22 protein-coding genes are annotated in these 26,214 nt (G+C 72.4%); 13 read left to right on the top strand and 9 right to left on the bottom strand.

Annotated elements, in window-relative coordinates:
- Positions 1-34 precede the first annotated feature (34 nt).
- Positions 35-1,159 (top strand): DNA integrity scanning diadenylate cyclase DisA, encoded by a 1,125-nt coding sequence (gene disA, locus BJ961_RS02175; protein WP_271319621.1) that lies wholly within the window; start codon positions 35-37, stop codon positions 1,157-1,159.
- A 75-nt stretch (positions 1,160-1,234) separates the two neighbouring features.
- Here the strand turns inward: disA and BJ961_RS02170 are convergent, their stop codons facing one another.
- Positions 1,235-2,089 carry a hypothetical protein gene (locus BJ961_RS02170; RefSeq protein WP_271319620.1) on the bottom strand — a complete coding sequence of 285 codons (855 nt, stop codon included), beginning with the start codon at positions 2,087-2,089 and terminating at the stop codon, positions 1,235-1,237.
- A 174-nt stretch (positions 2,090-2,263) separates the two neighbouring features.
- Between BJ961_RS02170 and BJ961_RS02165 the strand changes: the two genes are divergently transcribed.
- Positions 2,264-2,926 (top strand): phosphatase PAP2 family protein, encoded by a 663-nt coding sequence (locus BJ961_RS02165; protein ID WP_271319619.1) that lies wholly within the window; start codon positions 2,264-2,266, stop codon positions 2,924-2,926.
- A gap of 99 nt (positions 2,927-3,025) precedes the next feature.
- Here the strand turns inward: BJ961_RS02165 and BJ961_RS02160 are convergent, their stop codons facing one another.
- Positions 3,026-3,697: a response regulator transcription factor gene (locus tag BJ961_RS02160; RefSeq protein WP_271319618.1), complete on the bottom strand. Its 672-nt coding sequence runs from the start codon at positions 3,695-3,697 to the stop codon at positions 3,026-3,028.
- Positions 3,694-5,310 (bottom strand): sensor histidine kinase, encoded by a 1,617-nt coding sequence (locus BJ961_RS02155; protein ID WP_271319617.1) that lies wholly within the window; start codon positions 5,308-5,310, stop codon positions 3,694-3,696. The genes BJ961_RS02160 and BJ961_RS02155 overlap by 4 nt, the downstream gene beginning before the upstream one ends.
- Before the next feature lie 540 nt (positions 5,311-5,850).
- Here BJ961_RS02155 and BJ961_RS02150 point away from each other — a divergent pair.
- The 5 genes from BJ961_RS02150 to cseC all read left to right on the top strand — a co-directional run bounded on the left by BJ961_RS02150 (position 5,851) and on the right by cseC (position 10,662).
- Positions 5,851-6,810, top strand: coding sequence for an HhH-GPD family protein (locus BJ961_RS02150; RefSeq protein WP_271319616.1), 960 nt, complete (start codon positions 5,851-5,853; stop codon positions 6,808-6,810).
- A gap of 284 nt (positions 6,811-7,094) precedes the next feature.
- The gene (locus BJ961_RS02145; protein ID WP_271319615.1) at positions 7,095-7,628 is read left to right on the top strand and encodes a SigE family RNA polymerase sigma factor; all 534 of its coding nucleotides are present in this window, start codon (positions 7,095-7,097) and stop codon (positions 7,626-7,628) included.
- A complete protein-coding gene (locus tag BJ961_RS02140; RefSeq protein ID WP_271319614.1) occupies positions 7,616-8,293 on the top strand; it encodes a hypothetical protein in 678 nt (225 codons plus the stop codon). Before BJ961_RS02145 ends, BJ961_RS02140 begins: the two co-directional genes overlap by 13 nt.
- Before the next feature lie 118 nt (positions 8,294-8,411).
- Positions 8,412-9,116 (top strand): two-component system response regulator CseB, encoded by a 705-nt coding sequence (gene cseB / locus BJ961_RS02135; RefSeq protein ID WP_271319613.1) that lies wholly within the window; start codon positions 8,412-8,414, stop codon positions 9,114-9,116.
- A 16-nt stretch (positions 9,117-9,132) separates the two neighbouring features.
- Positions 9,133-10,662 carry a two-component system sensor histidine kinase CseC gene (gene cseC, locus BJ961_RS02130; RefSeq protein ID WP_271319612.1) on the top strand — a complete coding sequence of 510 codons (1,530 nt, stop codon included), beginning with the start codon at positions 9,133-9,135 and terminating at the stop codon, positions 10,660-10,662.
- Between the two features lie 15 nt (positions 10,663-10,677).
- On the opposite strand, the gene BJ961_RS02125 is transcribed toward cseC, so the two are convergent.
- Entirely contained in the window at positions 10,678-11,373 is a 696-nt protein-coding gene (locus BJ961_RS02125) for a maltokinase N-terminal cap-like domain-containing protein (RefSeq protein ID WP_271319611.1), read from the bottom strand.
- A gap of 117 nt (positions 11,374-11,490) precedes the next feature.
- Between BJ961_RS02125 and BJ961_RS02120 the strand changes: the two genes are divergently transcribed.
- Positions 11,491-11,949: a hypothetical protein gene (locus tag BJ961_RS02120; protein ID WP_271319610.1), complete on the top strand. Its 459-nt coding sequence runs from the start codon at positions 11,491-11,493 to the stop codon at positions 11,947-11,949.
- 65 nt (positions 11,950-12,014) lie between these two features.
- Here the strand turns inward: BJ961_RS02120 and BJ961_RS02115 are convergent, their stop codons facing one another.
- Complete coding sequence (locus BJ961_RS02115; protein WP_271319609.1) at positions 12,015-12,278, bottom strand: DUF397 domain-containing protein; 264 nt, start codon at positions 12,276-12,278, stop codon at positions 12,015-12,017.
- The gene (locus BJ961_RS02110) at positions 12,244-13,086 is read right to left on the bottom strand and encodes a helix-turn-helix domain-containing protein (RefSeq protein ID WP_271319608.1); all 843 of its coding nucleotides are present in this window, start codon (positions 13,084-13,086) and stop codon (positions 12,244-12,246) included. The genes BJ961_RS02115 and BJ961_RS02110 overlap by 35 nt, the downstream gene beginning before the upstream one ends.
- 176 nt (positions 13,087-13,262) lie before the next feature.
- Between BJ961_RS02110 and BJ961_RS02105 the strand changes: the two genes are divergently transcribed.
- On the top strand, positions 13,263-13,625 hold the full coding sequence (locus tag BJ961_RS02105; protein ID WP_271416944.1) for an ATP-binding protein: 363 nt from the start codon (positions 13,263-13,265) through the stop codon (positions 13,623-13,625).
- A 94-nt stretch (positions 13,626-13,719) separates the two neighbouring features.
- Here the strand turns inward: BJ961_RS02105 and BJ961_RS02100 are convergent, their stop codons facing one another.
- Positions 13,720-15,318: an MDR family MFS transporter gene (locus BJ961_RS02100; protein ID WP_271319607.1), complete on the bottom strand. Its 1,599-nt coding sequence runs from the start codon at positions 15,316-15,318 to the stop codon at positions 13,720-13,722.
- 148 nt (positions 15,319-15,466) lie between these two features.
- Here BJ961_RS02100 and BJ961_RS02095 point away from each other — a divergent pair, with 148 nt between their 5' ends.
- On the top strand, positions 15,467-16,066 hold the full coding sequence (locus BJ961_RS02095; protein ID WP_271319606.1) for a TetR/AcrR family transcriptional regulator: 600 nt from the start codon (positions 15,467-15,469) through the stop codon (positions 16,064-16,066).
- Between the two features lie 49 nt (positions 16,067-16,115).
- Here BJ961_RS02095 and BJ961_RS02090 read toward each other — a convergent pair whose 3' ends face one another.
- Complete coding sequence (locus tag BJ961_RS02090) at positions 16,116-16,784, bottom strand: M23 family metallopeptidase (protein WP_271319605.1); 669 nt, start codon at positions 16,782-16,784, stop codon at positions 16,116-16,118.
- Between the two features lie 399 nt (positions 16,785-17,183).
- On the opposite strand from BJ961_RS02090, the gene BJ961_RS02085 reads away from it, so the two are divergent.
- From BJ961_RS02085 to BJ961_RS02075, 3 genes are all read left to right on the top strand, one after another.
- The gene (locus tag BJ961_RS02085; RefSeq protein ID WP_271319604.1) at positions 17,184-19,772 is read left to right on the top strand and encodes an NACHT domain-containing protein; all 2,589 of its coding nucleotides are present in this window, start codon (positions 17,184-17,186) and stop codon (positions 19,770-19,772) included.
- Positions 19,773-19,781: 9 nt separating this feature from the next.
- Positions 19,782-22,361, top strand: a complete 2,580-nt coding sequence (locus tag BJ961_RS02080; protein ID WP_271319603.1) for an NACHT domain-containing protein — start codon at positions 19,782-19,784, stop codon at positions 22,359-22,361.
- Between the two features lie 131 nt (positions 22,362-22,492).
- A complete protein-coding gene (locus tag BJ961_RS02075; RefSeq protein WP_271319602.1) occupies positions 22,493-23,176 on the top strand; it encodes an HAD family acid phosphatase in 684 nt (227 codons plus the stop codon).
- A gap of 73 nt (positions 23,177-23,249) precedes the next feature.
- Here BJ961_RS02075 and BJ961_RS02070 read toward each other — a convergent pair whose 3' ends face one another.
- Positions 23,250-25,778, bottom strand: coding sequence for an ATP-dependent Clp protease ATP-binding subunit (locus tag BJ961_RS02070; RefSeq protein ID WP_271319601.1), 2,529 nt, complete (start codon positions 25,776-25,778; stop codon positions 23,250-23,252).
- Positions 25,779-26,214 lie beyond the last annotated feature (436 nt).

Here is a 26,214-nt window from a genome sequence, read left to right as displayed (position 1 = left end):
GAGCGCCAGAAGAACCTGCGACCGGAGGAGTGCAGTGGCAGCCAACGACCGGGCAGCAGCTCCCGGAAAGTCCGGTGGGAGTGCCGGTGCCGATGGCCTGATGCGCGCCTCGCTCAGCGCCGTGGCGCCCGGGACGTCCCTGCGGGACGGCCTGGAGCGGGTCCTGCGCGGCAACACCGGCGGTCTGATGGTGCTGGGCTCCGACAAGACCGTCGAGTCGATGTGCACGGGCGGCTTCGTGCTGGACGTGGAGTTCACCGCGACCCGGCTGCGCGAGCTGTGCAAGCTGGACGGCGGCATCGTGCTGTCCTCGGACCTGTCGAAGATCCTGCGGGCGGGGGTGCAGCTCCTGCCGGATCCGACGATCCCCACGGAGGAGACCGGCACCCGGCACCGCACCGCGGACCGCGTCAGCAAGCAGGTCGGCTTCCCCGTCGTCTCCGTGTCGCAGTCGATGCGGCTGATCGCGCTGTACGTGGACGGCCAGCGGCGCGTGCTGGAGGACTCGGCGGCGATCCTGTCCCGGGCCAACCAGGCACTGGCGACGCTGGAGCGGTACAAGCTGCGGCTCGACGAGGTCGCCGGCACCCTCTCGGCGCTGGAGATCGAGGACCTGGTGACGGTGCGGGACGTCTCGGCGGTCGCGCAGCGGCTGGAGATGGTGCGCCGGATCGCCACCGAGATCGCCGAGTACGTGGTGGAACTGGGGACGGACGGACGGCTGCTGGCCCTGCAGTTGGACGAGCTGATCGCCGGTGTGGAGCCCGAGCGCGAGCTGGTCGTGCGGGACTACGTGCCCGAGCCGACAGCGAAGCGGTCCCGTACGGTCGACGAGGCGCTGGCCGAGCTGGACAAGCTCAGCCACGCCGAGCTGCTGGAACTGTCGACGGTGGCCCGGGCCCTGGGCTACACCGGGTCGCCCGAGACGCTGGACTCGGCGGTGTCGCCGCGCGGGTTCCGGCTGCTGGCGAAGGTGCCCCGGCTGCCCGGCGCGATCATCGACCGGCTGGTGGAGCACTTCGGCGGTCTGCAGAAGCTGCTCGCGGCGAGTGTGGACGACCTCCAGACGGTGGACGGGGTCGGCGAGGCGCGGGCGCGCAGCGTGCGGGAGGGGCTGTCGCGGCTGGCCGAGTCGTCGATCCTGGAGCGCTACGTCTGACCCGGCGCGGCCGGACCGGCCGGGCCCGCGCCGTCGGTCGCGCGGGCCCCGTCGACCGCTCCCGGGCGGGAACGGTCAGTCGTTCTTGAGCACGAACGACGTGCGTACCTTCTCGAACCCGGCCGCCTTGGCCTCCACCAGGTAGGTGTCCGCCTTGGCCGAGCCCGCCGGCGGCGTCCCGCACTCGGGGGCGCTCGGCTTGCGGTCCCACTTCACGGTGTAGGTGATGCCGCTGCCGGCGGCCACCCGGTAGCGGAGGCTGCCCGCGCCCTTGACGCAGTCGTCGGAGGCCCAGTAGGCGTCGTCGCCGCTGGCCGGGGTGATCGTGAACACCGCGTTCTTCGGGCCGAGATCGACCTCGCAGTCGGCAGCGGAGGTGTTCCGCGCGGTCAGTTCGAAGGCGGGGGTCTGTCCGGGCGAGTAGCTGTTGCGGACGCTGCGCAGGCTGAACTTCACCGATCCCGGCGTGCAGTTGGGCAGGGTCGACCCGGCCGGCAGCGCGTCCCCCGCGCCGACACCGGTCACCGCGCCGCCCGCGGAACCACCGCCACCGCCGGAGCCCGATCCGTCACCACCGGACTCACCGCCGCCCGAGCCCGACCCGCCGCCCGAGCCCGCGCCGGAGCCGTCGCCACCGCCCGAACCCGTGCCCGATCCGGAGCCGCTGGAGTCCCCGCCTCCCGACTCGTCGCGCCCGCCCGGCGCCTGACTGATCGCCGGGCCGGAACCCGAGGGGCCCGGAGTGATCGACGGGGCCGGGTTCTTGCCGTCGGCACCGTCCTCGCGGCCGTTGCCGCCGCCCCCGCCGCCGGAGATCACGACCCACGCGATCAACAACGCCAACAGGGCGAAAACAGACAGCAGTACAGCCCTCCGTCGCCAGTAAATGGAGGAGGGAAGCGGCCCGACCGGATTGCGCAGAGATCCCACGGCGCAAACTGTACGAGAGATCGGCGCGTTCCCTTGTCCTACCCGCCGTTCAGGCCCACAACTTTTACGGATCATCATTCCGCAGACCGTCCCGGACCCCTGCCGATCGTCAGGTGTCACGGGTGCCGATCGCTGGGTGTGACCGTTTCGGGCGCTCGCCTACCGTCCGTGAGCATGACTTTGGGAGACTTCGCAGACGACGGGCTGTACCGCGACATCACCGGCTTCGCCCAGGACACCCCGGCATGGGTCCGGCACACGGCGGAGGTGTGGACGGAGGCGGGCATCCTGGTGTTCGGGGCGCTGTTCGTCGCCGCCTGGTGGCGCTCGCGCCGCGGTGACACCCGGGCGTTCGCTATCGCGGTCCTTGCACCTGTGGCCACGGCTGTGGCGTACGTGTGCAGCGAGCTGCTCAAGTCCGGCTTCACGGAGGAGCGTCCGTGCCGGGCGGTCGCCGGTGCGGTCCCGTCGCTGGCCGAGTGTCCGCCGACCGGCGACTGGTCCTTCCCGAGCAACCACGCGACGATCGCAGGCGCTTCCGCCGTCGCCCTGGTCCTGGTCCGGCGGGCGATCGTGTGGCTGACGGTGCCGCTCGCCCTGCTGATGGCCTTCTCGCGGGTCTTCGTCGGCGTGCACTACCCGCACGACGTCGCCGCCGGGCTGCTGCTCGGCGCCCTGGTCGCCGCCGCGGCCGTACGTCTGGGCGTCCGCCCGGCGACGCGGCTGGCCGGGGCGCTGCGGGGTTCGACGGCGCCCGCGGTGCGGTGGCTGACCGGGCCCGGTCCGGCCGCCGCGGCGCCGCCGGCCGCGTACGCCGCCTCGCACCGGCGTCGTTGACGTGTTCCGGCGGCGGATTCCGGCGACGTGTGCCTGGTGACACGCGTCCGGCGGCGTGCGTCCGGCGGCGTGCGTCCGGCGTGGATTCTCGGTGGGGGGTCAGGTGTCCGTCCCGACGAGTCCCGCCTCGTACGCCACGATCGCCGCCTGGACCCGGTTGCGTACCTCCAGCCGGTCCAGGACCGCGCTCACGTACGCCTTCACGGTGCCCTCGACCAGGTGGAGGCGGGCGGCGATCTCCGGGTTGGACAGGCCGGCGCCGACGAGGCCGAGGACCTCGCGCTCCCGGGGGCTGAGCCGTGCCACACGGGTGCGGGCGCGGTCCTCGCGGGCCAGGCGGCCGCCACCGGCGCCCCTGCCGAGGTCCTCGACGACGTACCGGGCGACCTTGGGGGACAGGAACGCGGCGCCCTGGGCGACGGCCCGCACACCGGCCATCAGTTCATAGGGGTCACCGGACTTGAGCAGGAAGCCGGTGGCGCCGGCGGACAGGGCGCGGGCGACATAGCTCTGCTCGGAGAAGGTGGTGAGCATGGCGACGGCGGTGCCGGGTGCGGTCCGCACGATCTCCCGCGCCGCCGCGAGTCCGTCCAGGCGGGGCATGCGGATGTCCAGCAGGGCCACGTCGGGGCGGTGCGCGTGGGTCAGTTCGACCGCCTCGCGGCCGTCACCGGCCTCGGCGACGACCTCGCTCTCGCCGCCGCTCGCCAGGATGGCGCGCACCCCGGCGCGCACCATCGTCTCGTCGTCGGCCAGCAGTACCCGGATCACGGCGCGTGCTCCTCGGATGTCTCGTGGGATGTCACGTGGGATGTCTCGTGGGATGTCTCGTGGGATGTCGCGTCGGGTCGTCCGGCGCCGGGGACGACGTCCTTGGCGACCAGCTCGCCCCGGGCGTCGAAGCAGAGCCGGAAGTGGTCGACGGAGACGAGGAGTTCGCCGCTCGCCCGGTAGTACCGGCAGTCGGCGCCCTTGGGTGGCGCCGGGGCGCGGTCGGTCGGCGGATCGTGGGCCTCGCGCTCCGGCAGGGCGGCGGCGATCGCGTCGTACGGCGTGCCCGGGCGCAGTTCGGCGTACGCGCCCGGGGTGAGTACCGACCGCGTCTCGGTGAACGCGTACCAGCCGAACGCCGCGCCGACCAGGACGGCTCCCGCACCGGCCGCGGCCCCCAGCCCCAGCGCGACGCGGCGGCGGGCGTGCGCGAAGGGCGCCGAGGAGGCGGGCGGGGAGCTGGGGACGGCGTGGGCGGCGTGGGCGGCGCCCCACTGGGCGGGGACGTACGCCCGGACGCGGAAGCCGTCCTCGTGCGGGCCCGCGCGGAAGTCGCCGCCGACCGCGGTCACGGCGGCGCGCAGCCCCAGCAGCCCCGAGCCTCCCGACGAGGGGGCGGCGGGCTCGGCGGACCGGTCGTTGGTGACGGTGACGGCGGTGCCGGACGCCTGGGCGCGGACCGCGACGACGACGGGGGCGCCCGGCGCGTGCCGGGCCGCGTTGGTGAGCGCCTCGCGCACGATCCGGTGGAGCAGGCGTGCGGCGATGCCGGCGGGTTCCGGGGCGGGCGCCGAGGCGGGCTGGGGTTCCCAGCGGACGGGGAGTCCCGACTCGGCGGCCCGGGCGACGAGTTCCTCGACGCTCTCGTCCGCCGGGGCGAGCGGGGCGGGCTCGTCGTCCTCGCGCAGTACGCCGATGATGCGGTGCAGGTGGTCGGTGGCGTCCGCGGCGGCGGCGCGCAGAGCGGCCGCGGCGGCACGGTGGTCGGCGGCGAGGCCGGGGGCGACCTGGAGGGCGGCGGCGCGCAGCGCGAGCAGGCTCAGTTCGTGGCCGAGGGAGTCGTGCATGTCCTGGGCGATACGGGCCCGTTCGCGGAGCCTGGCCCGTTCCTCGGCGTGCCGTTGCCGGTCCTCCAGTCGGGCCGCCCTGAGCCAGCCGGCCTCGGCGAGGGTGCGGCTCTGCCGCCAGTAGCGTCCGATCAGCCAGGGGAAGACGCTGCCGAAGAGCAGCGTGCCGCTCAGGACCAGCGTCTCGGGCACCGGGTCGGCGCCGGTCAGCCCGATCCGGGCGACGCCGACGACACCGGTGCCGACGAAGCCGGCCACCGCGGGGTGCGGGCGCCGCGCGCGCAGGCCGAGGAGCAGGGCGAGGACGCCGAGGGCGGGGCCGTAGGACACGCTGAACAGAGCCGGGGCGGCGGCCAGGCTCAGGCCCGCGGTCAGCGCGTACGCGGCGAGCGGCCGCCGTCGGGCGAGCGCGACGGCCACGCCGAGCACCGCCAGACCGGCCGACTGCTGCCAGAGGGCACGCGGCTCGTTCATCCCGACCAGGTCCGCGGTGACCGAGGGCAGCGCGACGGCCCCCCAGAACAGCACGCCCCTGCCCAGCGGCACGAACCGGGCGAGCCGGACGCCGGGTGCGGGGTCGCGGGCGGGGTGTACGCCGGGGCGCGGCGCGCGCCGGACGCGACGTTCCCGGCGCGGCCTGCGTCGGGACCGGGATCGGCGGGGCCGGCGGCACCGGTGGGGCGTGCGCCGGGCGCGGGATCGTCGGTGCGGGGTCCCCCGAAGGCGTCGTCGCGGGCGGGGTCCGGTTCGGTGGCGGGCCTGTTCCGGCCGGCCGCGTGGGCCGCTCCGGCACCGCCGCCGGATCCCGCCCGCGCGCGGGGCGTCGCGTCCCCGTCCGAGGTCGCCGGTCCGCCCGGCGCCGGCGGGGCGAGGGGGGTGTTCCTGCCGGGTCCGGTGTCGTTGCCCGGGCGGGTGGCCTTCATGGCGGCGACGCTACAAGCGGTGGGCGGGGCGGCGCCCCTGCCGATCGTCAGGTGTCGATCGGCAGGGGGCGTGTGTCAGGGGGCGTGCGTCCGGTGGCGTGTGGTCGCCACCGGGTGGCGGTGCGCCCGTGCGGTGGTCCCGCCGTGGCAGGATCGGAGGGTCATGACTGCGCCCACGAAGCCCTCGCCCCACGGCCCCTCCGACCCGGCCGCACCGTCGTCCGCGACCGCACCGTCCGCGACCGCCTCCGGTGTGCCGCTGCACTCCCCCGTCATCGACTGGTTCGACGAGCACGCCCGCGACCTGCCCTGGCGGCGCCCGGAAGCCGGGGCCTGGGGCGTGATGGTCAGTGAGTTCATGCTCCAGCAGACGCCGGTGAGCCGCGTCCAGCCGGTCTACGAGCAGTGGCTGGCCCGCTGGCCCCGCCCCGCCGACCTCGCCAAGGAGGCGCCCGGCGAGGCCGTCCGCGCCTGGGGCCGGCTCGGCTACCCGCGCCGCGCCCTGCGGCTGCACGGCGCCGCCGCGGCCATAACGGAACGGCACGGCGGCGACGTACCGGCCGACCACGCCCAGCTGCTCGCGCTGCCCGGCATCGGCGAGTACACGGCCGCCGCGGTCGCCTCCTTCGCCTACGGCCAGCGGCACGCCGTGCTGGACACCAACGTCCGCCGGGTGTTCGCCCGTGCGGTGACCGGCGTCCAGTACCCGCCGAACGCCACCACCGCCGCCGAGCGGAAGCTGGCGCGGGCGCTGCTGCCCGAGGAGGAGGCGAGCGCCGCCCGCTGGGCCGCCGCCTCCATGGAGCTCGGCGCCCTGGTCTGCACGGCGAAGAACGAGTCGTGCCACCGCTGCCCCATCGCGGCCCGGTGCGCGTGGCGGCTGGCCGGCAAGCCCGCGCACGAGGGGCCGCCGCGGCGCGGCCAGACGTACGCGGGCACCGACCGGCAGGTGCGCGGACGGCTGCTCGCGGTACTGCGGGAGACGACCGGGCCGGTGCCGCAGGCCGCCCTCGACCAGGTGTGGCAGGAGCCGGTCCAGCGCGCCCGCGCCCTGGACGGTCTCGTGGCCGACGGTCTGGTGGAGCCGCTGGCGGACGGCATGTACCGGCTGCCGCTGAGCTGACGCACAGCCCGGTGACACGGTGGCGGGTGCCTGTGTGACAGCACCCCCAACGGGCAAATCACCGCATGCCGCCATGAAGTGGGCTGCCGACCTGCCCGGCTTCTCCTTTCGTTACACAACCGACGGACAGCCGAGTGTTTGCCGCAGGCTGCTTCGCACAGCGCCGTGACAACGCTTCCCTACCTTCGTTTGCGTGCCCATCGGGCACGGCACGACTACGGACCACAGCCAGTGGGCCGGCGGAATGACCACCGTCGGCATACGGGGATCGGAAGGCGGTTGACATGGGCGAGGTGCTCGAGTTCGAGGAGTACGTCCGCACCCGGCAGGACGCGCTGCTGCGCAGCGCCCGGCGCCTGGTCCCCGACCCCGTCGACGCCCAGGACCTGCTGCAGACCGCGCTGGCACGGACGTACGGCCGCTGGGAGACCATCGAGGACAAGCGCCTCGCGGACGCCTACCTGCGCCGGGTGATGATCAACACCCGGACCGAGTGGTGGCGGGCGCGGAAGCTGGAGGAGGTGCCGACCGAGCAGCTCCCCGAGTCCCCCATGGAGGACGCCACCGAGCAGCACGCGGACCGCGCCCTGCTGATGGACGTCCTGAAGGTGCTCGCCCCGAAGCAGCGCAGCGTCGTCGTGCTGCGACACTGGGAGCAGATGTCGACGGAGGAGACCGCCGCCGCCCTCGGCATGTCGGCGGGAACGGTCAAGAGCACGCTGCACAGGGCGCTCGCCCGGCTCCGCGAGGAGCTGGTCGCCCGCGATCTGGACGCACGGGCGCTGGAGCGTGAGGAGCGGGAGCGTTGCGCGGCCTGACCGACGGTCGGACACCCGGGGGGACCCGGCGTACCACGCAGGCGGCGAGTACGGCGGTGGCCGTGTTCGTCGCCCTCGGCGTTTCCCTGTCCGGCTGCGGAACCGGTGGGACCGGTGCCCGGGACGAGGGTCCGGCGCACGCCGACGCGGTGGGCGGCGCCGCCTCCCCGCGCCCCACGCCCGCGGCACGGGCGTCCCCGTCGAAGAGTCCCGGCCGGGTGGACGCGGTGCGGCTCGTGAAGGCCGACCCCAAGGTGTCGCCGGAGGTCAAGCGCGAGCTGAAGCCGTGCGTCGCCGACGAGTACCCCGTCGACGTGTCGTACGGGCAGCTCACCGACGGCTCGGCGGACGACGTCGTCGTCAACGTGCTGACGTGCGGTGACGCGGTGGGTGTGGGCAGTTACGTGTACCGCGAGCAGGACGGCGCGTACCAGAATGTGTTCAAGGCCGAGGAGCCCCCGGTCTACGCGGAGATCGACAGGGGCGACCTGGTGGTGACCAAGCAGGTGTACGAGAAGGGCGACCCGGTGTCCAGTCCGTCCGACGACAACGTGATCACGTACCGCTGGGCGTCGGGCCGGTTCACCGAGGAGTACCGCACCCACAACGACTACAGCAACGCCGTGGGCAACGCGCCCAGCCCGGTACCGGAACCGGACAGCTGACCGCCCGTCGTGCCCGCCGACGTGAACCGATCGGGCGGCCCGCGCCGATGACCGAGTGAAGGCCGTGATCCTGCGGCCCGTTCGACCCGACCACACAACGAGGACTGAGAACACCGGGATGGCAGATCAGACCCACGTCCTGTTCGTCGAGGACGACGATGTCATCCGCGAGGCCACCCAGCTCGCACTGGAGCGGGACGGCTTCGCGGTCACCGCGATGCCCGACGGGCTGTCCGGCCTGGAGTCCTTCCGGGCCGACCGGCCCGACATCGCCCTCCTCGACGTCATGCTGCCCGGCCTCGACGGCGTCAGCCTGTGCCGTCGCATCCGGGACGAGTCCACGGTGCCGGTGATCATGCTGTCGGCGCGGGCCGATTCCATCGACGTCGTCCTGGGTCTGGAGGCGGGCGCCGACGACTACGTCACCAAGCCGTTCGACGGGGCGGTGCTGGTCGCCCGGATCCGGGCGGTGCTGCGCCGCTTCGGCCACGCGGGCGGCGGCGACCGGGCGGAGGGCGCGGGCGCCTCGGACAGCGGCGGTGTGCTCACCTTCGGCGAGCTGGAGGTGGACACCGACGGCATGGAGGTGCGGCGGGCCGGGCGGCCGGTGGCGCTCACCCCGACCGAGATGCGGCTGCTGCTGGAGTTCTCCTCCGCTCCGGGCACCGTGCTCTCGCGCGACAAACTCCTGGAGCGCGTGTGGGACTACGGCTGGGGCGGTGACACCCGCGTCGTCGACGTGCACGTGCAGCGACTGCGCACCAAGATCGGCCAGGACCGGATCGAGACGGTCCGCGGCTTCGGCTACAAGTTGAAGGCCTGAGCGGGGATACAGGGATATGCGGGGGTTCTTCCGAGACCGGACCGCCTCGCCTCCGGCAGGCCCGGACGACCGCACGGGGCCGGGCGTGCGTTCCGGACCGAGGGTGCGGCCGCCCACCACCGAGGTGCGCGACATCGGGGCGGGCGCGGGCGATGTCCGGGTGCGCGGCACGGGCGGCCTGCGCGGTGTCCGCACGCGCGGTATCCGTACCGGGCTGCGCTGGAAGCTGAGCGCGGCCATCGCGCTGGTCGGTGCGCTGGTGGCGGTCGCGCTGAGCCTGGTGGTGCACAACGCGGCCCGGGTGTCGATGCTGGACAACGCCCGTGACCTCGCGGACGACCGGGTCCTGATCGCGCAGCGCAACTACGAGCTGTCCGGGCGGCAGAACTTCCCGAACGCCAAGATCGACGACCCTCGGCTGCCGGCGGAGCTGCGCCGCAAGGTCGACGCCGGGCGGCGGGCCACCTACGTCTCCGAGCGGCCGAACGGGGTGACGGACATCTGGGCGGCCGTGCCGCTCAAGGACGGGCACGTGATGTCGCTGCACTCCGGTTTCACCGACCGCAGCGCGGACATCCTCAACGACCTGGACCAGGCCCTGGTCATCGGCTCCATCGCGGTCGTCCTCGGCGGCAGCGCGCTCGGCGTGCTCATCGGCGGTCAGCTGTCGCGCAGGCTGCGCAAGGCGGCCGCCGCCGCGAACCGGGTCGCGGGCGGTGAGCCGGACGTCCGGGTGCGGGACGCGATCGGCGGTGTCGTCCGGGACGAGACGGACGACGTGGCCAGGGCCGTGGACGCGATGGCGGACGCGCTGCAGCAGCGGATCGAGGCGGAGCGCCGGGTCACCGCGGACATCGCGCACGAGTTGCGCACCCCGGTCACCGGTCTGCTGACGGCCGCGGAGCTGCTGCCGCCGGGGCGGCCGACCGAGCTGGTCCTGGACCGGGCGAAGGCGATGCGCACGCTGGTCGAGGACGTTCTGGAGGTGGCCCGGCTGGACGGGGCCTCGGAGCGGGCCGAGTTGCAGGACATCATGCTGGGCGGCTTCGTGGCGCGGCGGGTAGCGGCCAGGGACCCGGCCGTCGAGGTGCGGGTGATCCACGAGTCGGAGGTCACCACCGATCCGCGGCGCCTGGAGCGCGTGCTGTTCAACCTGCTCGCCAACGCGGCCCGGCACGGCCGCTCGCCGGTCGAGGTCAGCGTCGAGGGCCGGGTGATCCGGGTCCGCGACCACGGGCCGGGCTTCCCCGAGGACCTTCTGGCGGAGGGGCCGAGCCGGTTCCGTACCGGCAGCGCGGACCGGGCCGGCCGCGGACACGGGCTCGGCCTGACCATCGCGGCCGGCCAGGCCCGGGTGCTGGGCGCCCGGCTCACCTTCCGCAACGTACGCCCGGCCGGGGCGCCCGCCGACGTACCGGCCGAGGGCGCGGTCGCCGTCCTGTGGCTCCCGGAGCACGCGCCGACGAACACGGGCAGCCACCCGATGCTGCCGGACCGGGTACCCGGCGGGACGTCGCCGTCCCCGGAGGCGTTCCCGAAGCGTTGACGCCCGAGTGCCCGCTCAGACCGCGGAGGGGGCGGGGGGTGCGCCCGGGTACAGGACGGCGAACAGGCCCCGGACCGGGGTGCCGCCCTGTGCACGCCACGGGCCGGAGACCTGACCGATCGCTCCCTGCGGGAGGGATGCCGGGCCGTCCGGTGCGGGCCGCAGGATCCGGTGCAGCCGGAGAACCCCGCCGTGCGGGAAGGCCAGCGCGGTGCCCTCCGCGTCGTCGGTGACGGTGGCGTCGGTGGTGTCGGTGAAGGGCACCGTGGAGATCGAGCCCGCACCGGTGCAGGAGCGGGTCACCTCCCGGTCGGGGGTGTCGCTGGTGTTCTGGTCCTGGGCCTGGGCCCGGCCCTCGACAAGGGCGAGCAGCTCGGCGACCAGCACCGGGTCGTGGCAGCCGTCGTAGGCCCAGCGCCGCCCCAGTACCCCGTGCTCCATGGTGCCGACGAGGGCGTGTTCCATCCCGTCGAGCGGTGCCCCGCGGTAGCTGAGCGGGACCAGGTAGGTGGCGGGGTGCGGGCCGCCGACGTCGGTGACCGCGATGAACTCGATCCCCACCTCGCCCTGCGGGTCGTCCAGCCGGAACCCACCGGCCTTGGCCAGCTCCGCCCCGCCCGCGCCACCGCGGTACCACGGGCGGGAGGGAAGCCAGGAGGTGAGCAGCTCCAGCTTGGACGGTACGAGTGCGGTCCGGTGAACAACGGCCATGACGGATGGTCTCCCGGTCGATCGGATGCGGGCCCGGCACAGCCTGCCACGGTCCTGGCGGGCAGAAGGCGCGGTTCGCCGGTGGCCGAGTAGCGGGCGCCCGTAGCCTGAGACGCCATGGGGATACGCATCGATGCAGAGGTCGGTTACCCGGTCAACGACGAGGTGGAGCGGGTGCTCGGCCTGGCCGAGGCGGTCGGTGAGCCCGTCACGGTCACCTTCATGTGGGAAGGGGGCCGCCCGTCGCAGCGGGCGGTGCTGGTGCCCTCGGCCACGCTGGCGCTCTGGGAGCACTGGGCGCCCGCCGCCTACCCGGCGGGGGAGGAGGCCGCTTCGGAGGAGCCGGAGTTGGCCCACCCCGAGGAGTTCGGCGCGTTCACGCTCTTCCGGCGGCGGGTGGGTGGACGTACGGCGGTGGTGCGTGACGGTGTCGTGGTCGCGGAGTTGCTCGACCCCGGCGAGGCGCACTGGCTGGAGGAGAAGGCCCGCAACGTCCGCCAGGGCTTCATGGACCCGAAGCAGAAGGCGGCGTTCGAGGAGTTCCTGGCCCGGCAGGCGGAGCGGGGTGGGGAGTAGAAGCGTGAGCAGGTGGGGGTGGTTTGTCATCGGGCTGCTCGGATGAGCGGCCCGATGACGGATTGCTACTTCAGTCCTTGGATGAAGGAGTACCAGGCGGGGGCGGGGACGGTGAGGATCGGACCGGCCGGGTTCTTGCTGTCCCGGACGGGAACCGAGCCGACGGCACACTCCACACCGACTTCGACGCAGTCACCGCCGGTGCTTCCGCTGTACGAGGAGGTGCGCCAGGCGGCGCCGCCGCTGACGGTGCACTCCACGCAATCGCCCCCATTGGGGCCGCTGTAGCTGGACTTACGCCACTGGGTCTCGCTGGGTCCGGTCTGCATAGCGTTCCTCCATTACGCGGGCGATCAGCGCCGCCGAGTCCTTCACGGAGAGGGCGTCCGCTTGCAAGTGAGCGTAATTGAGGCTCGCCTCTTTGATGGTCTCCGGGTTGGCCGTCATGTGGCCGGACATCATGTCCTCCGTGTAGAAGACGTCCGGGTGGTCCTCGAAGCGCAGGATGTTGAAAGCCCCCGCAAGGCCGGGGTGTTCACCGCTGGACAGCGGCAACACCTGGATACGCATCCAGCGGTGACTGGTGAACTTCAACAGGTGTCCCAGTTGGCGCCTCATCACGTCGTCGCCGCCGACCGGCCGGTGGAGTACCGCCTCGTCCAGGATCACCAAGGCCACGGGGGGCCTCTCCCAGTCGAGGATGCGCTGGCGTTCCATTCGCGCGGCAAGCAGGCTGTCGAGTTGCCCCGGCCTGCCCGTGGCCAGAACCGCCCGCGCGTACTCCTCCGTCTGCAGCAGCCCGTAGACCAACTGCGCCTGGTACGTCGAGATGTACGCCGCCTTCGCCTCCATCTCCGCGTACGGCTGGAACCACGTGGGCAGTTGGCTGCGCAGCACCAGGCCGATCAGCCGGGAGAACAACCCGTCCGTGCCCAGCGCGGCGTCCACCCGCTCGGAGAAGTCCCGCGTCGGGACCTTCTTCGTGGTCTCGATCTGGCCGATCAGCGAACCGGTGCAGAAGATGACGTCGCCGAGCTGGCCCTGCCTGAGGCCGTGGGCCTCGCGCTGGCGGCGCAGTTCCCAGCCGTAGTAGTCGAGTGGGGACGCGGTCGGGTCGAGGGACTGGATGTTGGCCACTGCGGCACCTCACTCCGGGACTGCGGGAACTGCGGGGACTGCGGACGGCAACACCTCGCGGCGTTCGTCTCCGTGCGTATTCGAGCGTACGCAGTGCGTCGCACCCTTGTGGCGTGAATCACGCAACCGGTCCGCGGGCGGCGGACGTCGAGAGCCAGTACCACGCCGAGTTCGCCATGGGCGCGCACTCGGCCCGCCATCTGCGCCGCGTGCTGCGGCTGTACCTCGTCCGCTCCGGTCTGGCCGGCGTCGCCGACGCCGCCGAGCTGGCGCTCACGGAGCTGGTCGCCAACGTCGTACGGCACGTGCCCGGCCGCCGCTGCCGCGTGTGCTTCCTGCTCCAGCCGGGCGGCGTGCGGGTGGAGGTCGCCGACGGCTGTCCGGAGCTGCCGGTCGCGGCGGGTGCCGACCCGCTCGGTGAGGGCGGGCGCGGGCTCGTGATCGTCGCGGCGGTGGCCGACCGGTGGGGTGTCACGCCGTACGCCGACGGGCGGGGCAAGACGGTGTGGTTCGAGTGCGTCGGCGAAGCGGCTCCGTGACGCCCGACCGCGGCCACGGGCCCGGCCGCGACGAGGCCCCCGGGCGGACGGAACCACCCGGGGGCCTGGTCAGGGGGCCGAGGGGCCCCCGGGGTCAGACCGCCTCGGTCACCGGCGCCTTCGCCGCGGCCGTGTCGTCGCCGTCGGCCGGGCCCCCGTCCGGCTTCGGGCCCGCGCCCTTGAGCGGGACCTCCTTGACGAAGACCGCCGCGACCAGCGCGACGACGGCCACCACGGAACCGAGCAGGAACGCACCGTGGGTGCCGGAGGACACCGCGTGCTGGTAGGCCTCGCGGGCCGCCGCCGGCAGCTGCTTCAGCGCGTCCGCGGTCAGTGTCGCCGACTGCTCCGTCACCTTGGAGCCCGTGGCCCCGGCCTTCTCCGCCATGACGTCCTGGACGCGGTGGTTGAACAGCGCGCCCATGATCGCGACGCCGAAGGAGGAGCCGAGGGTGCGGAAGAGGGTGGTGGACGAGGACGCGACGCCCATGTCCTTCATCTCCACGCTGTTCTGCGCCACCAGCATGGTGATCTGCATCAGGCAGCCCATGCCGAGGCCGACGACGGCCATGTACACGCCGGAGGTGAAGCGGGTGGTGTCGGTGTCCATGGTGGACAGCAGGAACAGGCCGACCGTCATCAGCGCGCCGCCCGCCACCGGGAAGACCTTGTAGCGGCCGGTGCTGGTGGTGATCCGCCCCGCGACCATCGACGTGACGAGCATCGCACCCAGCATCGGCAGGAGCAGCAGCCCGGAGTTGGTGGCGGACGCGCCCTGCACCGACTGCTGGTACAGCGGCAGGAAGAGCGTGGCGCCGAACATCACGAAGCCGACGATGAAGCCGATGACGGACATCAGCGTGAAGTTGCGGCTGCGGAAGATGTGCAGCGGCATGATCGGCTCGGCGGCCCTGGTCTGCCAGAACACGAACCCGACCAGCGCGGCGACGCCGATGCCGATCAGCTCCATGATCCGCGCGGAGGTCCAGGCGTACTCGGTGCCGCCCCAGGTGGTGACGAGCACGATGGCGGTGATGCCGACGGTCAGCAGCGCGGCACCCGGATAGTCGATCCGGGCCTGGCTGCGCTTCTTCGGCAGGTGCAGCACGACGCTGATGGCGATCAGGGCGATCGCGCCGAGCGGCAGGTTGATGTAGAAGGACCAGCGCCAGCCCCAGTTGTCGGTGATGGTGCCGCCGACCAGCGGTCCGCCGATCATCGCGAGCGCCATGACGCCGGCGATCATGCCCTGGTACTTGCCGCGCTCCCTGGGCGGTATCAGGTCGCCGATGATGGCCATGACGCCGACCATCAGACCACCGGCGCCCAGGCCCTGGACGGCGCGGAAGCCGATGAGCTGGCCCATGTCCTGGGCCATGCCGCTGAGCGCCGAGCCGATCAGGAAGATCACGATCGACGTCATGAAGACGCCCTTGCGCCCGTACATGTCGCCGAGCTTGCCCCACAGCGGGGTGGAGGCCGCGGTGGCGAGGGTGTAGGCGGTGACGACCCAGGAGAGGTGCTCCAGTCCGCCCAGCTCGCCCACGATCGTCGGCATCGCGGTGCCGATGATCATGTTGTCGAGCATCGCGAGCATCATCGCGATCATGAGGGCGAGCAGGACGACCCGCACGTTCCTCGGTTGCTTCCCGGTTCCGGCTTCGCCGGTCACCGCCTCCGTGGTGTCCGCCATCTCTCCTACTCCCCCAGCTACCGCTGTTTCCGCTTCCCACTTACTTGCCGACCGGCAAGTTGACTACACTCGGGAAGGTAGACGCGTAACTAGCCGGGCGTCAAGTAAGTTTTTCGGAAAGTGCGCGGGGCAGGAGGTGCGTAGGAGGATGGGCGGCACAATGAACGGCACCAAGCAGCAGCGACGCCGCGGGGACACCCGCCAGCGCATCCAGGACGTGGCACTCGAGCTCTTCGCGGAGCAGGGGTACGAGAAGACCTCGCTGCGCGAGATCGCCGAGCGCCTGGACGTGACCAAGGCCGCGCTCTACTACCACTTCAAGACCAAGGAAGAGATCCTCGTCAGCATCTTCGAGGATCTCTCGCGGCCGCTGGGCGAACTGATCGACTGGGGGCGCGAGCAGCCGCACACCCTGGAGACGAAGCAGGAGATCATCCGCCGCTACAGCGAGGCGCTGGCGGGCGCGGCGCCGTTGTTCCGCTTCATGCAGGAGAACCAGGCGACGGTGCGCGACCTGCGCATCGGCGAGCTGTTCAAGACCCGCATGTTCGGCCTGCGCGACATCCTCATCGACCCCGAAGCGGACCTGGTCGACCAGGTCCGCTGTGTGAGTGCGCTCTTCACGCTGCACGCCGGGATGTTCGTGCTGCGCGACCTCGAAGGCGACCCCGAGGAACAGCGCGCTGCCGTTCTCGAGGTCGCCACCGATCTTGTGACCCAGGCCCACCGGGGAGCGGCGGGCGGGTAGCCCCCGCCGCCCGGGCGGTGTCGGGGGCGAGGGGCGGTCCGTGCGGTCCTTAGACCGTCACGCCCTTGGACTTCAGGAAGGCGACCGGGTCGACGGCGGAGCCGTAGTTCGGGGTCGTGCGGATCTCGAAGTGCAGGTGGGGACCGCTGGAGTTGCCGGTGTTGCCGGACTTGGCGATCGACTGGCCGGTCTTCACGACCTGGCCGATCTTCACGTTGATCTTCGACAGGTGGGCGTACTGGGAGTACGTGCCGTTGCCGTGCTTGACGACGATCGCGTTGCCGTAGGCGGGGCCGTCACCGGCGCCGTTGCCGCCGGCCTTGACGACGGTGCCGCCGTGGGCCGCGACGACGTTGGTGCCGATCGGCACGGCGAAGTCCTGGCCGCTGTGCTTGTGCGCCCACATGCCGCCGTTCTGGGCGAAGCTGGCGCTCAGCGAGTACTTCTTGACCGGGTCCACCCAGGAGGCGGCCTTCTTCTTGTCGGTCGCCTTCTTCGTGCTCGCGGCGGCCTTCTCGGCCTTCGCCGCCTTGGCCTGCGCCGCGGCCTGGGCCTCTACGGCGCTCGCGGCGGTGGTGGTACCGGTCGCCGCCGGGGTGCCGGTGGCGGCCGCGACCCCGGCTCCCAGTGCGACCGAGGCTCCGAGGCCGGCGGCCATCACCGCGGCGCGGGTGCGAAGGGTCGTACGGGAAGAACGGGACGTGACACGCGGAAACATTCGAACCTCATGGGGACGGGAACAGAGGGATGCCCCTCCGGCGGGACGCACAAGGCGCTCGTCGGGCGGGCTCCACCTTGGTAACCCGGCGACCCCAAACCGCACAAAGGTGTGACCTACGACGGTATTTAGTACTTCAGCGGGCAACTTCCCCAGCACCGACAGAGCAGCCATTTAGGACAAAACCAGCTCAGAGGCCCGGAAACACCCCACCACCGCCTAGCAGTATGTCCGTTTTCTTAGTTCTTGCGGCGTCGACTATTCCCCGTAGTACAGGCCGAATCCCCTGTGCGGCACATCACCGGGGGCCATGGTCGAAGGGGCGGTGGATGTGACGGGGGCTACTCCGGTCCGGGCTAACCCGCCCCCCGTACAAGGGGGTTCACCTAGGCTCGGAACATGGTCGACGTCACAGCACTCGGGGCCCGTGTCGCGTCCAGCGCGGTCATGCCCCTCCTCCGTCGGCTCTTCGTCCGGGACGGGCCGGGAGCGGGGCTGGTGGACCGGCCGGTGCGGATATCGGCACTGGTGTCGTTCCGGGGCGAGAAGCGGAGCGTCACGCCCGAGGACGTCGACAGGATCGCCGGGGAGCTGGTCCGCAGGGCGCTGGCCGCCGCCGGGCCCGGCGAGGAGCCCGTCGACGCCGCCGAGGCCGCGGCCGTCAAGGACGCCCTGGCCCGCACCCTCGCCCGGCTCGGCGACATCACCACCGAGGACTACGAGGCCGTCGGGCTCGGCCCCGAGCGCTTCGCCCGCGAGCTGGCCGCGGGCGTGCCGCTGGCCCCGTACGGGCTCGGCGAGGGCGGCACGCTGCTGTACGAGCGGCTGCTGCACACGGCCTCGCTGCACATCCTGAACTTCCTCACCCAGCGCTCCACCTACGTCGCCCGCCAGCAGACCGTCCAGACCCGGCAGCTGGCCCGGCTGGTCCAGGCCGTCGACGTCCTGCTGGAACGGCTGCCGTCCCAGTCGGCCGAGGACGCCGGGTTCGAGGAGCGGTACGCGGACCACGTCACCGCCCGGTACGGCACGCTCACCATCTACGGGCTGGACGCCGGGACCCGGGAGTGGCCGCTGGACACGGCGTACCTGAGCCTGGAGGCGACCCGGCCGCAGGCGGGACGCGGTGGCCGGGGCCCGGAGTACCCGACCGTGGCCGCCGAGCAGGTCCTCGCCGGTCACGACCAGGTGTTCCTGCGCGGCGTCGCCGGTTCCGGCAAGACCACCCTCGTGCAGTGGCTGGCGGTCACCGCGTCGAGCCGCGTCTACGACCACGGGCTGCCCCACCTGATCGGGCGGGTGCCGTTCGTGCTGCCGATGCGCCGGATCGTGCGGCCGGGCGCCGAGCTGCCCTTCCCCGGCGACTTCCTGCGCGCGGTCGGCTGCCCCGTCGCCGGGGAGCAGCCGCCGGGGTGGGTGGAGCGGGTGCTGCGGGCCCGGCGCGGAGTGCTGCTGGTCGACGGCATCGACGAGATCGCCGGGGACCGCCGCGCCGCCGCCCGACGCTGGCTGCGCGAGCTGGTGCGGGCCTTCCCCGGGAACCTGTGGCTGGTCACCTCGCGCCCCTCCGCCGTACCCGAGGAATGGCTGGCCGCCGAGGGCTTCAGCGAACTCGTCCTCGCCCCGATGGGCCGCTCCGGCGTCGCCACCTTCGTACGACGCTGGCACCGCGCGGCCGAGGTGGACCGGTCCGTCGGCGAGTCCCTGCTGGCCTCCGTGCGCGGCACCTCGGAGCTGAGCGGGCTGGCCACCAACCCGCTCATGTGCGGCATGCTGTGCGCCCTGCACCGCGATCGGCGCGGCTTCCTGCCCCAGGACCGCAGGTCGCTCTACGAGGCCGCCCTGACGATGCTCCTGGAGCGCCGGGACCGGGAGCGGGAGCTGCACGGCTTCGACGGGGTGCGCCTCGCGTACGCCACGCAGGTGCAGCTGCTGCAGAAGCTGGCGTGGTGGCTGATCCGCAACAGCCGGCACGAGATGGACCGGGACGAGGCGCTCGGCATCGTGCACCGGGCCCTGCCCGCGCTGAACCTGCACGGGGCCGGTGAGGAGGAGGTCTACCGGGCGCTGCTGCTGCGCTCCGGACTGCTGCGCGAGCCCGCCGACGGCCGGGTGGACTTCCTGCACCGCACCTTCCAGGACTACCTCGGCGCCCGGCTGGCCGTGCAGGAGATGGACTTCGACCTACTGGTCAACCACGCCGACACGGACCAGTGGGAGGACGTGATCCTGCTCGCCCTCGCCCATGCCCGGCCCAAGGAGGCGGAGCACATGCTGCGCCGGCTCACGGAACGGGACACCCCACGCGGGACGCTGCTGGCGGCGGCCGGGCTGCGGTACGCCGCCGAGGTGGAGCCGACCGTGCGGGGACGCGTGGAGGACGGGCTGGCCACCCATGTCCCACCGGCCACCTTCGAGGCGGCGCGGGAGGTGGCGCGGGCCGGTGGCGATCTGGTGCTGGCGCTGCTGCCGGGGCCGGAGGACGGCATCGACGACAGCACCGCGGCCAGGGTGGTGCACACGGCGGTCAGCGTGGGCAGCGAGGCGGCGCTGATGTTCCTGTCCCGGTTCCGGGAGCACACCGGCGCCGATGTGCAGGAGTTCCTCGCCGCGTCCTGGAACCGCTTCGACGACCGGGAACAGTACGCCCGGGAGATCCTCGCGCACCTGCCCCGGCAGCGGGCGGTCGAGGTGTCCACGACCGACGACCTCCGCACGCTGCGCTCGCTCGGCGGCTGGCGGCACATCTTCGTCCGCGGCGCGTACCGGGTGGACGACCTGACGGAGCTGATCGTCCCGGAGCGCCTCACACACCTCACGCTGGAGGCCCCGCACCCCGTCGAAGGGCTGGCCTGGCTCACGGCCTTCCCCGGTCTGCGCAAGGTGTCCGTGCTCACGGACCTGGACGAGGCCGTGATCCGGCAGGTGCCGGACGGGGTGGAGCTCCAGGGCCCGACCGCCTCTCTGTCCTCCGAGCCCCAGGGGTAACCCACATCCATGGATGCCGTCGTCCGCACCCCCTCCCGTCTCGCCGCCCCCCTCGTCCACCGGCTCTTCCGCGACCCCGCCCGGCCGCCCGTGTTCTCCGAGCCGGTCCCCGGCTTCGTCACCTGGCGCGGCGCCAGGGCCACCGCCACCCCGGACGACGTCCACCGCACCGCCGCCGACCTGGTGCACCTCGCCGCGGAGCGGCACACCGCGCCCACCGGCGAACTGGCCCCCGTCGTCGACGTCCTGGCCCGCACCCTGCTCGCGATCGCCGAGGTCGACGTCACCGACGCCGACGCCGTACGACTGGGCCCGCAGGACTACGCGCGGCGGCTGCGGGGCGCCGTGCAGGGCGCCGACCGGGAACTGTCGCCGGACGCGGCCTGGTTCCACGACGCGCTCCTCGTCTCGGTGTGCCTGCACGTCCTGCACCACCTGGTGCGGCGCTCCGCCTACCTCCAGCGGCAACTGCCGGGGCGGGCGAGCCGGATCGCCCAGCTGGTCGACCTGGGCGACGCGGAGGCGGCGGCACGGGGGACCGAACGGCCGCAGGCGGACGTGGCGTTCGAGGCCGAGTACACCGAGTGGGTGGCCCGGCGGCACGGCTGGCTGACCATCGTCGGCGTGGACTTCCCCAACGCGCCCGACCGTTGGCCGCTGGAGGAGACCTACCTGAGCCTGGAGGCGGAGGAGCGCAGCGGCGGCGTGACCGGCGAGGAGGACGAGCAGCGCACCGTGCTGCTCGCGGACCGCGCCCTGGAGGACCACGACCGGGTGCTGCTGCGCGGCGGCGCCGGTTCGGGCAAGACGACCCTGGTGCAGTGGCTGGCCGTGGCCGCCGCCCGCGAGGGCGCCCGGATCCCCTTCGTCCTGCCCGTACGCCGCTTCGCCCGCGAGGGCTTCCCCGCCCCGGACGACTTCCTGCACGCGGTCCGGCACCCGCTCGCCGCCCGGGCGCCGGAGGGGTGGGTGGTGCGCACCCTGCTCTCGGGCCGGGCGCTGCTGCTGGTCGACGGCATCGACGAGGCGCCGGAGAAGACCCGCGGCGAGCTGCGCGATCGGCTGCGCCGGCTGCTGCGCGTCTTCTCCGGCAACGGCTGCCTGGTCACCTCCCGGCCCTCCGCCGTCTCCGACGGCTGGCTCTCGGGGGGCGGGCTGGCCGAGGAGGACTTCGTCGAACTGTCCCTGGCGCCCATGTCGCGGGACCGGGTGACGCGGTTCATCCGGGACTGGCACGCGGCGGCCCGCCTCGACGAGCAGAGCCGCTCCCCCGGGCCGCGGGAGCGGGAGCGCAGCACCCTGGACGAGTACGAGCAGCGGCTGCTGCACTCCGTACGCATCTACCGCGAACTGCGCCAGCTCGCCACCAACCCCCTGATGTGCGGCCTGATATGCGCCCTCAACCGCGACCGCGCCGGTTCCCTGCCCAGCGGCCGCAAGGAGCTGTACGACGCCGCCCTGGAGATGCTGCTCCAGCGCCGCGACCCCGAACGGGACGTGCTGTACGCCGACGACGTCCGGCTCCAGCAGAGCACCCGCGAGCGACTGTTGCAGAAGCTGGCCCACGCCATGCTGGAGGAGGACGCCTCCGAGCTGACCCGGGAACGGGCGGTCGGCATCCTGGACGCCGCGCTGCCCGCGATGCCCGCCGCCCGCGCGCAGGGCGACGGCGCGAAGATCTTCCGGCATCTGCTGCACCGCACGGGGCTGCTGCGCGAACGGTCGGGCGAGTCCGTCGACTTCGTCCACCGCACCTTCCAGGACTACCTGGCCGCCAAGGAGATCGTGGCCCGCGGCCGGTTCCCCACGCTGGTGGACCACGCCCACCAGTCCGAGTGGGAGGAGGTCATCCGCATGGCCGCCGCCCACGCCCGGCCCGAGGAGTGCGCCCAGTTCCTCGAACGGCTGCTGGCGCCCGCGCCCGGACTGCGCCGCCCCCAGGTCAACCACCGCCGGCTGATGGCCGCCGCCTGCCTGGACCACGTCACCGAACTCGACCCGGCCGTCCAGCAACTGGTCCACGACCGCACGAAGAACCTGGTCCGCCCCACGACCGAGCCGGCCGCCCGGGGGCTCGGCTGGGTCGGCCCCATCGTCCTGGAACTGCTGCCCGACCCGGGCCAGGTCCCCGACGACCGGCAGGCCCTGCTGCTCGCCATCACCGCGACGCGGGTCGAGGACGACGCGGCCATCGACTACCTGGTCCGGCTGCGCTCCCGTGGCGCGCTGCCCGTGCGTACCGAACTGGCCCGGGGCTGGCGGCACTTCGACACCGAGCGGTACGCCCAGGAGATCATCGCCCACCTGGACCCGGACGGCCTCTACTTCCCGGTCTCCGACACCGCCGAACTGGCGGCGCTGCGCGAACTCGGCGGGCGGCCGCGCATCCAGGTGGCCGGGGTGATGCGGGCCGAGGAACTGCTGGCGGGACTGCTCCCCGAGCAGCTGACCCACCTGTGGCTCAACGCGGAGCTGCCCGACACGGACCTGTCCTGGCTGTCCGGCTTCCCCCGGCTGCGGGCGCTGCGGGTCAACCCCCGCCTGCCGCGGGTGCGGAACGTGCCGAACGGGGTGGAGATCACGGCGTAGGCGCAGGTCAGACGGCCGACTACTCCTCGGTAACCCAATCGTTGCCGTCCGGCCACTTGTTGGGGCGAGCATGCACGCGACAACTTTGTGCCGTCAGGCATCCGCGCAGGCATGAGAGGACCCCGCCCCCCATGACCGACCAGACCGGACAGACCGGACAGACCGGACCGACCCGGGGCCCCCGGTGGCGTGCCGCGGGCACGGCCGCCGTCGTCGCGACGGCGCTCACCACGGCCCTCACCGCGACGGTCACGCCGTCCTCCGCCGCCCCGGCCGCGACGCCGTCCGCACCGGTGACGGCGGTCGCCGCCGCCGCGGAGGACGTCGGCTACGACACCTGGCAGCGGGACTGCCGGGCCGTGATGGACGCGGCGCTGCCCTACCTGAAGGAACGCATCGCCCACTCCGCTCCCGGCGAGAAGCAGGCGATCGTCCTCGACGTCGACAACACGTCCCTGGAGACCGACTTCGGCTTCAGCTACCCCCAGCCCGCCAACCGGCCGGTCCTGGAGGCCGCCGAGTACGCCCAGGAGCACGGCGTCGCCCTGTTCTTCGTGACCGCCCGCCCGGGCATCATCGAGGCGCCCACCGAGTGGAACCTCGCCCACGCCGGGTACGAGTCCTCCGGGCTGTACGTCCGCGGGTTCCTCGACCTGTTCAAGGACGTCGCCGCGTACAAGAGCGAACAGCGCGCCGCGATCGAGTCCAAGGGCTACACGATCATCGCGAACATCGGCAACAGCGCCACCGACCTGTCGGGCGGCCACGCCGAGAGGACCTTCAAGCTGCCGGACTACGACGGGCAGTTGTCCTGACGCCTGACACGGAAAGGGGCTGCTCCGGGACCGAAGTCCCGGAGCAGCCCCTTTCCTGGCTCACCCCGGAGGGCTACGCCTCCTTGCTCAGGTTCGGGCCCGCGCCGCCGCCGGCCGCCTGCTCGATCGGCGGGACGTCGGGGAGGGTCGACTTCTCCTCACCCCGGAAGGTGAAGGTCGCCGTGTCGCCCTCGCCCTCGGTGTCCACGACCACGATGTGACCGGGGCGCAGCTCGCCGAAGAGGATCTTCTCCGACAGCGAGTCCTCGACCTCGCGCTGGATCGTGCGGCGCAGCGGCCGCGCGCCCAGCACCGGGTCGTAGCCCCGCTTGGACAGCAGCTCCTTGGCGGACTGGGAGAGCTCGATGCCCATGTCCCGGTCCTTGAGGCGCTCGTCCACCTTGTCGATCATCAGGTCGACGATCTTCAGGATGTCGTCCTGGCTGAGCTGCGGGAAGACGACCACGTCGTCGACACGGTTGAGGAACTCGGGCCGGAAGTGCTGCTTCAGCTCGTCCTGGACCTTGTTCTTCATGCGCTCGTAGTTGGACTTGGTGTCACCCGCGGCGGCGAAGCCGAGGTTGAAGCCCTTGGAGATGTCCCGGGTGCCGAGGTTGGTCGTCATGATGATGACCGTGTTCTTGAAGTCCACGACCCGGCCCTGGGAGTCGGTCAGGCGACCGTCCTCCAGGATCTGGAGAAGGCTGTTGAAGATGTCCGGGTGGGCCTTCTCGACCTCGTCGAAGAGGACGACCGAGAACGGCTTGCGGCGGACCTTCTCCGTCAGCTGGCCGCCCTCCTCGTAGCCCACGTAGCCGGGGGGCGAACCGAAGAGACGCGAGACCGTGTGCTTCTCGCTGAACTCCGACATGTCGAGGGAGATCAGCGCGTCCTCGTCACCGAAGAGGAACTCGGCGAGGGCCTTGGACAGCTCGGTCTTACCGACACCGGACGGGCCGGCGAAGATGAACGAGCCACCGGGACGCTTCGGGTCCTTCAGGCCGGCACGGGTACGGCGGATCGCCTTGGAGAGCGCCTTGACGGCGTCCTTCTGGCCGATGACCCGCTTGTGGAGCTCGTCCTCCATGCGCAGCAGGCGGGACGACTCCTCCTCGGTGAGCTTGAAGACCGGGATGCCCGTCGCCGTGGCGAGGACCTCGGCGATCAGGTCGCCGTCGACCTCGGCGACGACGTCCATGTCGCCGGCCTTCCACTCCTTCTCGCGCTTGGCCTTCGCGGCGAGGAGCTGCTTCTCCTTGTCGCGCAGGGAGGCGGCCTTCTCGAAGTCCTGCGAGTCGATCGCGGACTCCTTGTCCCGGCGGACACCGGCGATCTTCTCGTCGAACTCGCGCAGGTCCGGCGGCGCGGTCATCCGGCGGATGCGCATCCGGGAGCCGGCCTCGTCGATCAGGTCGATCGCCTTGTCCGGCAGGAAGCGGTCCGAGATGTAGCGGTCGGCGAGCGTCGCCGCCTGGACGAGGGCCTCGTCCGTGATGGAGACGCGGTGGTGGGCCTCGTAGCGGTCGCGCAGGCCCTTGAGGATCTCGATCGTGTGCGGCAGCGACGGCTCCGCGACCTGGATCGGCTGGAAGCGGCGCTCGAGGGCCGCGTCCTTCTCCAGGTGCTTGCGGTACTCGTCCAGCGTGGTCGCACCGATGGTCTGCAGCTCACCGCGGGCCAGCATCGGCTTGAGGATCGACGCGGCGTCGATGGCGCCCTCGGCGGCACCCGCACCGACCAGCGTGTGCAGCTCGTCGATGAACAGGATGATGTCGCCGCGGGTGCGGATCTCCTTGAGGACCTTCTTCAGGCGCTCCTCGAAGTCACCGCGGTAGCGGGAGCCGGCGACCAGCGCGCCGAGGTCCAGGGTGTAGAGGTGCTTGTCCTTGAGGGTCTCGGGCACCTCGCCCTTGACGATGGCCTGCGCGAGGCCCTCGACGACGGCGGTCTTGCCGACGCCGGGCTCACCGATCAGCACCGGGTTGTTCTTGGTGCGGCGGGACAGCACCTGCATGACCCGCTCGATCTCCTTCTCGCGCCCGATGACCGGGTCGAGCTTGGACTCACGAGCGGCCTGGGTGAGGTTCCGGCCGAACTGGTCGAGGACCAGGGACGTGGAAGGCGTGCCCTCCGCAGGACCGCCGGCGGTGGCGGTCTCCTTGCCCTGGTAACCGGAGAGCAGCTGGATGACCTGCTGCCGCACCCGGTTGAGGTCGGCGCCCAGCTTGACCAGGACCTGGGCGGCGACGCCCTCGCCCTCACGGATCAGGCCGAGCAGGATGTGCTCCGTGCCGATGTAGTTGTGGCCCAGCTGGAGGGCCTCGCGGAGCGACAGCTCCAGAACCTTCTTGGCACGGGGGGTGAAGGGGATGTGACCCGACGGGGCCTGCTGGCCCTGCCCGATGATCTCCTCCACCTGCTGGCGGACCGCCTCGAGCGAAATCCCGAGGCTCTCAAGGGCCTTGGCGGCGACACCCTCACCCTCGTGGATCAGGCCCAGGAGGATGTGCTCGGTGCCGATGTAGTTGTGGTTGAGCATCCGGGCTTCTTCCTGAGCCAGGACGACAACCCGCCGCGCGCGGTCGGTGAACCTCTCGAACATCGTTAATCGCTCCTCAGAGCGGTCAGGCAGTGGGGGGAACTTCCCCTCCCTGTCCTTCCGCAGCTTAGTCCCGCAAGCGGGGACCGCTCATTCCAACTGCCGACACCGTCGATGGCCTCCTGACCCCTGACGCCGACATCTGCCACAACCCGATGGTGCGAGACGATGTTCCCGCAGGCCAGGCACTTACCCCACTCGCCAGTACGCCGATGGCGAACGCGAGACGGCCCGGACTGCGTGTCGCCCCCTCCCACTAGGGATGTCTTACCCGCGAGGACTGACACTCCATGCCGCGCGCACCGGTTCCCTCCGCTACGGGCGAACAACCTTGCGCCACCCCGCACCCCCGCACGCCCCCTCCGCCCGGCGCTTCCCAGCACTCTGCGCAGTCACTGCCGTACCCAGCGTAACCCGGACGCCTTTCCGACCGTTGCGC

The sequence above is a fragment of the Streptomyces lienomycini genome (assembly GCF_027947595.1).
Classification (GTDB): Bacteria; Actinomycetota; Actinomycetes; order Streptomycetales; family Streptomycetaceae; genus Streptomyces; species Streptomyces lienomycini.
This window is presented reverse-complemented; position numbering and strand designations above follow the sequence as displayed.